At 63.2% G+C, this 4,790-nt stretch carries 5 protein-coding genes; 2 read left to right on the top strand and 3 right to left on the bottom strand.

Annotated elements, in window-relative coordinates; translation table 11 throughout:
• Positions 1–193: 193 nt before the first annotated feature.
• Complete coding sequence (locus WCB02_RS32260) at positions 194–1,687, top strand: FAD-linked oxidase C-terminal domain-containing protein (RefSeq protein ID WP_423964650.1); 1,494 nt, start codon at positions 194–196, stop codon at positions 1,685–1,687.
• 16 nt (positions 1,688–1,703) lie between these two features.
• Here WCB02_RS32260 and WCB02_RS32255 read toward each other — a convergent pair whose 3' ends face one another.
• From WCB02_RS32255 to WCB02_RS32245, 3 genes are all read right to left on the bottom strand, one after another.
• A complete protein-coding gene (locus WCB02_RS32255) occupies positions 1,704–2,405 on the bottom strand; it encodes an antibiotic biosynthesis monooxygenase family protein (protein WP_423964648.1) in 702 nt (233 codons plus the stop codon).
• A gap of 24 nt (positions 2,406–2,429) precedes the next feature.
• On the bottom strand, positions 2,430–3,449 hold the full coding sequence (locus WCB02_RS32250; protein ID WP_423964645.1) for an alpha/beta hydrolase: 1,020 nt from the start codon (positions 3,447–3,449) through the stop codon (positions 2,430–2,432).
• Between the two features lie 129 nt (positions 3,450–3,578).
• Positions 3,579–3,914: a putative quinol monooxygenase gene (locus tag WCB02_RS32245; protein WP_423964642.1), complete on the bottom strand. Its 336-nt coding sequence runs from the start codon at positions 3,912–3,914 to the stop codon at positions 3,579–3,581.
• Positions 3,915–4,097: 183 nt separating this feature from the next.
• On the opposite strand from WCB02_RS32245, the gene WCB02_RS32240 reads away from it, so the two are divergent.
• Positions 4,098–4,790: acyltransferase family protein (locus WCB02_RS32240; protein ID WP_423964640.1), on the top strand; the 693-nt coding region annotated here is incomplete at its 3' end.

Genomic DNA, 4,790 nt, shown 5'->3' with positions numbered 1-4,790 from the left:
GCGCCTTTTGGCATGGGAGGCTTGCACGGCACAAGCCGACAAACGTCGGGCCGTTTCATCAATTTGGCCGATTATCGGATGGTGCCGGAGATTGCCACATTCCGGCCAGGCGCGCCCTACCCAAGGTGCCGCGGATATGCTTGATTTGGCGTGACAAATCGAATGCATGTCGATTGGCGTGCGGGAGGCGGCGATGGCCATCATGATGCCCGAGGCGGATGCCGCGGTACTCCGACGCCGCGATGCGATCGTCGCAGCCTTGCGCGTGATCGTGCCGGGCGAGGGCGTGATCGACAGCGCGGCCGAGATGCTGCCCTACGAGTCCGATGGCCTGATGGCGTATCGGCAGCCGCCGATGGTCGTCGTGCTGCCTGATACCACCGAACAGGTTTCGAAGGTCCTGAGATATTGCTTCGAGCAGGGCATCAAGGTGGTGCCGCGCGGCTCCGGCACGTCGTTGTCGGGTGGCGCGCTGCCGCTCGCCGACGGCGTGCTGCTGGGCCTTGGCAAATTCAAGCGCATCCGCGAGATCGATTTCGACAACCGCGTCGTCGTGACCGAGCCCGGCGTCACCAACCTCGCCATCAGCCAGGCCGTCGCCCATGCCGGGTTCTATTACGCGCCGGACCCTTCGTCTCAGATCGCCTGCTCGATCGGCGGCAATGTCGCGGAAAATTCCGGCGGCGTGCACTGCCTGAAATACGGCATGACCACCAACAACGTACTGGGCTGCGAGATCGTGCTGATGACCGGCGAGGTCCTGCGCGTCGGCGGCAAGTCGGCGGAGACCTCGGGCTACGACGTGATGGGAATCATCACCGGCTCCGAAGGCCTGCTCGGCGTCATCACCGAGGTCACGGTGCGGATCCTGCAGAAGCCGGAAACCGCGCGGGCGCTGATGGTCGGCTTCGCCGAAGTCGAGGCTGCCGGCGAGTGCGTGGCGCGGATCATCGGCGCCGGCATCATCCCCGGCGGCATGGAGATGATGGACAAGCCCGCAATTCACGCCGCGGAAGCTTTCGTCCATGCCGGCTATCCGCTCGACGTCGAGGCGCTTCTGATCATCGAGCTCGACGGTCCGTCGGTCGAGGTCGACGAGCTGATCGGCCGGGTCGAGACGATCGCGAAAGGCTGCGGCTCGACCACCTGCCAGATCTCGACCTCGGAGGCCGAGCGGAATCTCTTCTGGGCCGGCCGCAAGGCGGCGTTTCCGGCGGTCGGGCGCATCTCGCCGGATTATCTGTGCATGGACGGCACCATCCCCCGCGGCAAATTGCCGGAAGCGCTGGCGCGGATTCGCGATCTCTCGGTGAAATACCAGCTTCGGGTTGCCAACGTATTCCATGCCGGTGACGGCAATCTGCATCCGCTGATCCTCTATGACGCCAATCAACCGGGCCAGATGGAGCGCGCAGAAGCCTTCGGCGCCGATATCCTGCGCTGCTGCGTCGAACTCGGCGGCGTGCTCACCGGCGAGCACGGCGTCGGCATCGAGAAGCGCGACCTGATGGGCGAGATGTTTTCCGAAATCGATCTCAACCAGCAGCAGCGGCTCAAATGCGCCTTTGATGCGCAGGGCCTGCTCAATCCCGGAAAGGTCTTCCCGACGCTGCACCGCTGCGCCGAGCTCGGCCGCATGCATGTCCATGCCGGCCGGCTCGCGTTTCCGGAACTGCCGCGGTTCTGAGCGGCTGGTTTGCGCATCAGTGCGCAGGCTGCGGATGGCGCGTCTCGCCTCCTTCGACGTCGGCGTAATATTGCGGCGCTTCGCGGCGGTCGAACCGGCCGTAGTCGCGGACGACGCGGACGCTGCGATGCCGCAGCCGCGAGATGCCCTCGATTGTCTTCGGCACCCAGAGACTGGCGGCCTTGGCGTCTTTCCAGCCCACCAGCAGCGCCATCTTGCCGGGATTATAGATGCTGCTCCAAACATCATGTCCGACGATCCGGTCACCATGCAGATCGAGGCCGCAACGGGCCGGTAGCAGATCGGCGTGGTCTTCGAACGCGCCGTCCTTGCGCGGCGTGATCTCCGTGAAGGTGACAAGCTTGGCGTGACCGACTTCGGTTTCGTCGAAGCGGCGCTCCCGGACCGGCGCTTGCTTCGGCGGGGCGGTATCGGCGGTGACGTCGCCGACCCGCAGATGATAATCGGCAAAGATCTCGAAGCGGCCCTTGGCCTGGGTCGCGTGATGGTCGGCTTGCGTGCGCCAGCGCACGACGGATTTTTCGTCGCGCCAGGTCGAATGCGACAGCACCCATCCCGGCCTGAGCCGGCTTTCGAAACGTTCGTTGTCGACGAAGCCGTCGATCGTTTCCAGGACGGGCTTCAGACTCTTGGCGAGGCCAAGATACTCGTCCTTCTTTCCGGCATTCGGGAGAACCTCGAAGATCACAGCAAACATCGCTTTCTCCTTTGCGTTCGGCTGTCATGGCACCGATGCGACATCGTCGCCGCGCAAAAAGCTGATGCTTTCGCGCCACAACGCCGCCCGCATCATCTCGAGATGCATCAGATGGGTGCCGCGGCCGATCTTGATGTCGCGTTTGACCGGCGACTGGCCGAAGCCGTCGAACAGCCGGCGTGCGTCGTCGTCCAGCATCAGCCCATCCCATTCGCCGCGAATGATCGCGACGGGCGCGCGGACCCGCGCCGGATCATAGGCCAGTTGGCCGTGCCAGGCCTTGATGATCTCGCTGAACGGACCAAGCGGCGTCTTGACGCCCGCGGGATCGCGGCAGCGGCTCTCCGGGTCGCTGTCGAGATAGCGTTGACTCCATTCAGCGAAATGCGCCCGCGACAGCACCGGCTTCTCGTGCTCGGGCACGTCTTCGGTGAATCTCGTCCACTGATCCCGAGGCGTCACGATCCGCCAGGCCGGCAACGCCGCCGGCGTCTCGTAGCGCCGCGGTCCGCGGCGGCCGATCGGGGCAAACAGCACCAGCCGGTCGATCCGCGCCGGATGCGCAGCGGCGAACAGGCACGCCGGCATCGATCCCCATGAATGCGAAATCAGCGACAGTTGCTCGAGCCGCTGACGGCCGAGGATGAACTGAACCGCGGCGTTCAATTGCTGCGCGGCATCCTCGGCGACGCATAACGGCGGATTGTCGGCGGCCGGCTGGCTCATCTCCGGATAGCGGTCGGAATGACCGAACCCGTAAAAGTCGAGTCCCCAAACGTCGAAGCCGGCATCGTTCAGCGCATCGCGCCAGGATTGGGTGTCAGAGGATCTTTCGTCAGGGTGCTCGTCGCCGAAACGGTAGGCGACCGACAGCGCCGACGCAAACGTTGCGCCATGTAGGTAGAGAACCGCCCGCCGCGGCTTGAACTCGCCCTTCATTGCCGGGAGGAAGCGTAGGAACAGTGATAAGCCGGGCCTGGGGCCCGGAATATGAAAATGCTCCTCACGAGGATCGAGCTTTTGTGCGACAGCGTCAGAGGTCATGGGCGTTCCTCGGCTGATTGGCATGGGCGACGGATTCGGCCGGCGCAAAGATAACGCATTCGCCGCGCCATCAACGCCGGCTGCCCCCCATCCGTTGCGACGATGATTTCGATCGCAATCGAAGTGTTCTCAAAGCAGCGAGTATTGCGCGCGCTCCCGTTTGGCCAGCAGCGGCAAAGCCTGGCCCGCGATATAGGTCTTGAAATGCGCGCTCTCGTGATGCGCCCTGAGGGCGGCTTCGTCGCGGAATAATTCGTAGAACAGGAACTGCGCGGGATTGTCATGGGCTCGGCCGATCAGGAACAGCTTAACGCCGGGCTCCTGCCGCGCTTCCGGCAGGAAGCGCCGCAGGATTTCGGCCACGTTGTCGGCCTGATCCTCCCTGGTTTCCCATTGCGCCACGACCAGCAGGCCGCCACCGAGGGCCGCGTTGATGTTGGTCTTGTCCATGGCCATCTGATCCATCGTCATGACTCCTTCGATTACGGTCTCATTCGCAACGCCTGACTACATCGCGCGTGGACTGAGATAATTCGATGGATGACGAATCATAGATGTAATCGATTCGATCGCGATCGAATGATGTGATGCATGCCGGCGTGCTCCGACGACGGTCGGCGGTCCGGATTTTCGGTCGTTTCCACCCTTGTGTCCGGCGCCGACATCTCTAGAAAGGTGGCGGCCTGCCTTCGCGGCGGAACGCGTTTCGACAAGTGTGACATGACTGACATCCCGATCGGACCGGCGGGGGCGGCGGCTGAAACGCATCGTGCCGCTCGGGTGCCTTTCATCGACAATGTCAGGTGGTCGATGATCATTCTGGTGCTCAGCATGCACGCGTGCGACACCTACAGCCCCTTCGGAAATTGGTATTACGTGGATCGGCGGCCGGCGGGATTCGGCGCCGAGCTGTTCTTCGGTACCTACCAGAGTTTCCTGCAGGCTTTTTTCATGGCCTTGCTGTTCTTCATCGCCGGCTATTTTTCAGCCGCAGCCTACGACCGCAAAGGCTTTGCAAAGTTCGTGCGCGACCGCTGCCTTCGGCTCGGACTGCCGACGCTGCTCTACATGCTCGTCATCGGTCCGCTGACGCAGTATTTCCTGTCACGAACATGGGGAAGCGGCGGCTTCGCGCACCAATGGCTGGTTCACCTGAAAAACAGCGCATGGCTGTCCGAAACCGGACCGATGTGGTTCTGTGCTGCACTGCTGGTGTTTTCGGTCATTTACGGCCTGATTCGTCTGACGGGCCGGCGAGAGCCCAGGATCGCGCCGCGCGAGAAGCTCGTGATTGGCATGACGATCTTCATAGCGGTCATGGCCGCCGGCACATTTCTGGTT

This window comes from Bradyrhizobium sp. (assembly GCF_049581145.1).
Taxonomy (GTDB): Bacteria; Pseudomonadota; Alphaproteobacteria; order Rhizobiales; family Xanthobacteraceae; genus Bradyrhizobium.
The sequence above is the reverse complement of the archived record's forward strand: the minus strand, read 5'-3'. Positions and strand labels throughout refer to the sequence as shown.

Bases quoted from the DNA above. Each gene is read 5' to 3' on its own strand.
- WCB02_RS32245 (WP_423964642.1), bottom strand. From the start codon at position 3,914: ATGGATCAGATGGCCATGGACAAGACCAACATCAACGCGGCCCTCGGT.
- WCB02_RS32260 (WP_423964650.1), top strand. From the start codon at position 194: ATGGCCATCATGATGCCCGAGGCGGATGCCGCGGTACTCCGACGCCGC.
- WCB02_RS32255 (WP_423964648.1), bottom strand. From the start codon at position 2,405: ATGTTTGCTGTGATCTTCGAGGTTCTCCCGAATGCCGGAAAGAAGGAC.
- WCB02_RS32250 (WP_423964645.1), bottom strand. From the start codon at position 3,449: ATGACCTCTGACGCTGTCGCACAAAAGCTCGATCCTCGTGAGGAGCAT.